The organism is Aquabacterium sp., from assembly GCF_036279675.1.
GTDB lineage: Bacteria > Pseudomonadota > Gammaproteobacteria > Burkholderiales > Burkholderiaceae_C > Aquabacterium.
The window spans coordinates 1-2,764 of sequence record NZ_DASUIS010000130.1 but is presented as its reverse complement, the minus strand read 5'-3'; the positions used below and the strand labels follow the sequence as shown (position 1 = coordinate 2,764).

The following is a 2,764-nucleotide window of genomic DNA, read 5'->3' as shown; positions in this document are numbered from 1 at the left end:
CACCAATGTCGAGTACCACGTGCAGCCCTTGTCACTCGACAAGTTCGGTGAACCGCTGCATGCCTTTCCGGCTTTCACGGCCTCCGTGTGTGACCTGCAGCCTTCATCACGCGGCCACATCCACATCCGCGATGCCCAGCCAGACCGCGCGCCACGTATCACGCCCAACTACCTGAGCACCAAGCGAGACAGGCAGGTGGCCGTCGAGGCCATCGAGCTGACGCGCCGCATCGTTGCGCAACCCGCACTGGCCCCGTACCAGCCGCAGGAATTCATGCCCGGCCCCGAGGCCCAAAGCCCCGCGCAACTGGTGGAGGCCGCCGGCCGCATCGGCACCACCATCTTCCATCCTGTGAGCACCTGCCGCATGGGGCCGGATGGGGACGTGGAGGCCGTGCTCGATCCACAACTGCGCGTACGTGGCGTCCAGCGCTTGCGGGTGGTGGATGCGTCAGCCATGCCCACCATCACCTCGGGCAACACCAATGCGCCCACGGTCATGATCGCGGAGAAGGCGGCCGACATGATCCTGCGCCAGCAAACCGACTGAGGCTGGCCGAGCAGCTCAGTGGTAGTGGTTGTAGAGCATCGTGCCCACGATGAACAACATGAGGATCAGATCGATCCACCAGTCGCCCAGCAGGGCCTCCAGTACCCGGTCCAGCGCCCGGTTGACACGGTTGAAAAGGCAATGCGGTGGCTTCACGCTCATCATGGCGCGCTCCTGTCTGTTTGGATGAAGGTTCGGTCGAGAGAGAAAGAAACGAAGGCGTCACGCCCGGCCCGTCGCGCACAACATGCCGCGACAGCCTGGGTTCATGACGTCAAAGATCGGGAAGGAGGTACGGGCTCAAGGTCCCTGGCGGGCCCAGCTTCTGACCTCAATCTCCGCCCACTCTTCGGGCGGCACATGGCCCCGCTCGTCCTGCCACAGACGCTCCGCTGCACGGGCTGCCACAGCCGGCATCAGACCAGGCTGAAGCTCGGCCAGACGCTTGATGCAGCGGGCTATCCAGGCAGATTTGAGGGGCGCTTCCATACTGTGATTTTATACAGTACCAAGCGTTTTGTGTAGTCCTTCAGGGAATGCCCGATGCCAGAAAAAATACTTGACAAGCGGCATGGCGGACAAGGCCGCCACGCTCGTCTGCGCAAAGAAAAACGGCCCCTGCCGTATGGACAGGAGCCGTTCAAAAAAAGGGTCGCCACAAGTGGCGGGTGCGGTGAGATTCGAACTCACGGAGGGGATAAGCCCTCGCCGGTTTTCAAGACCGGTGCCTTAAACCGCTCGGCCACACACCCTTTGAAGCCGCCATTGTAGATGCCTTTGCGGCCATCAGCTTTTGCCTGGCTTCTGAGCCTGGGGGCAATCGATCTGAATGAGCTCTCGCGTGGCGCCATCGACACGCACCGCCGTGAGTTGCCCGCCCCAGACACACCCGGTGTCGAGCGACAGCAGGTCGTCGCGGTTGATCAAGCCCAGCGTGGACCAATGACCGAAAGCCACGGGTGTGCCCGCCGTGCGCCGCCCGGGCACCTCAAACCAGGGCATGAAGCCCTCAGGTGCACCGCCCGCGCCTTCCTTGGTGGCGAACTCCATCGTGCCGTCTACCGAGCAAAAGCGCAGCCGGGTCAGGCTGTTGACCACGCAACGCCAGCGGGGCACACCTTGCAGGCCTTCGCGCCACTTGTCAGGTTCGTTGCCGTACATGCGCGTGAGGAACTCGCCCACATCCGGCCCGGCCAGCATCGCCTCCACCTCGGCGGCCAGTGCCACGGTCTGAGCCGCATCCCACTGCGGCACGACGCCCGCGTGCACCATCAGCCAGCCATGCGCGTGCACGGCCAGGCGGCGCTGGCGGATCCAGTTGAGCCAGTCTTCCCGATCAGGCGCATGCAGGATCTCGTCGAGCGTGTCGCTGCGATGCGGCTTGCGCACACCATGGGCCACGGCCAGCAGGTGTAGATCGTGGTTGCCCAGCAGACAGGTGGCGGCGTTGTCCAGTTCGCGCAGCCGGCGCAGCACGCCCAGGGAGTCCGGCCCCCGGTTCACCAGGTCACCCAGCACGTACACATGGTCGCGCGAGGGAGAGAAATCAATGGTTTGCAGCAGCCGCTCGAACGGATTGCAACAACCTTGCAGGTCACCAACAAGATAGATCATGGAACGGATTCTGCTACGCTTGCGCGGTGTTGAATGCAAGGCCCGGATTCTGCCGGCGCCTTTTATGGATCTAGCGCTTCTGATTTTCCTGGTTCTGCTCAACGGCGCCTTTGCCATGTCGGAAATGGCGCTGGCCGCCAGTCGCAAGGCGCGACTGCAAGTGATGGCCGAAACCGGCGACGCCGGTGCGCAAGCAGCCATGGTGCTGCACGACAACCCCACCCAGTTTCTGTCCACGGTTCAGATCGGCATCACCTCCATAGGCGTGCTCAACGGCATCGTCGGTGAAGCCGCCTTCTCGCCACCGCTGGCCGACTGGCTGCAAGCCCACTTTCCGCTGACGGATCGGATCGCCAGTGTGACGGCCACAGGCCTTGTGGTGCTGATCATCACGTTCGTGTCCATCATTTTTGGTGAACTGGTTCCCAAGCGGGTCGGCCAGATGTACCCGGAGTCGGTTGCCAGGATCGTGGCCCAGCCCATGACCTGGTTGTCGCGCCTGACGCGTCCCTTCGTGCGCATGCTCGCCGCCGCCACGGAAGCCATCCTCAAGCTCATCGGCATCAAGGACAACGGCAACCGCAGCGTGACGGAAGAAGA

The 2,764-nt window shown here is 63.2% G+C and carries 5 protein-coding genes and 1 tRNA gene; 2 read left to right on the top strand and 4 right to left on the bottom strand.

Annotation, left to right across the window (positions count from 1 at the left end):
• Nucleotides 1–550, top strand: a 550-nt coding sequence (locus tag VFW93_RS15125; protein ID WP_329694796.1) for a GMC family oxidoreductase, incomplete at its 5' end; no start/stop codon positions are given.
• Nucleotides 551–565: 15 nt separating this feature from the next.
• Here the strand turns inward: VFW93_RS15125 and VFW93_RS15120 are convergent.
• The 4 genes from VFW93_RS15120 to VFW93_RS15105 form a co-directional block, all read right to left on the bottom strand.
• Nucleotides 566–715 carry a hypothetical protein gene (locus VFW93_RS15120; RefSeq protein ID WP_329694795.1) on the bottom strand — a complete coding sequence of 50 codons (150 nt, stop codon included), beginning with the start codon at nucleotides 713–715 and terminating at the stop codon, nucleotides 566–568.
• 135 nt (nucleotides 716–850) lie between these two features.
• A complete protein-coding gene (locus VFW93_RS15115; RefSeq protein ID WP_290676365.1) occupies nucleotides 851–1,039 on the bottom strand; it encodes a hypothetical protein in 189 nt (62 codons plus the stop codon).
• 173 nt (nucleotides 1,040–1,212) lie between these two features.
• Nucleotides 1,213–1,302: transfer RNA gene (locus VFW93_RS15110), tRNA-Ser, on the bottom strand.
• A gap of 34 nt (nucleotides 1,303–1,336) precedes the next feature.
• Complete coding sequence (locus VFW93_RS15105; protein ID WP_329694794.1) at nucleotides 1,337–2,164, bottom strand: symmetrical bis(5'-nucleosyl)-tetraphosphatase; 828 nt, start codon at nucleotides 2,162–2,164, stop codon at nucleotides 1,337–1,339.
• A 64-nt stretch (nucleotides 2,165–2,228) separates the two neighbouring features.
• Between VFW93_RS15105 and VFW93_RS15100 the strand changes: the two genes are divergently transcribed.
• Nucleotides 2,229–2,764, top strand: a 536-nt coding sequence (locus VFW93_RS15100) for a CNNM domain-containing protein (protein ID WP_329694793.1), incomplete at its 3' end; no start/stop codon positions are given.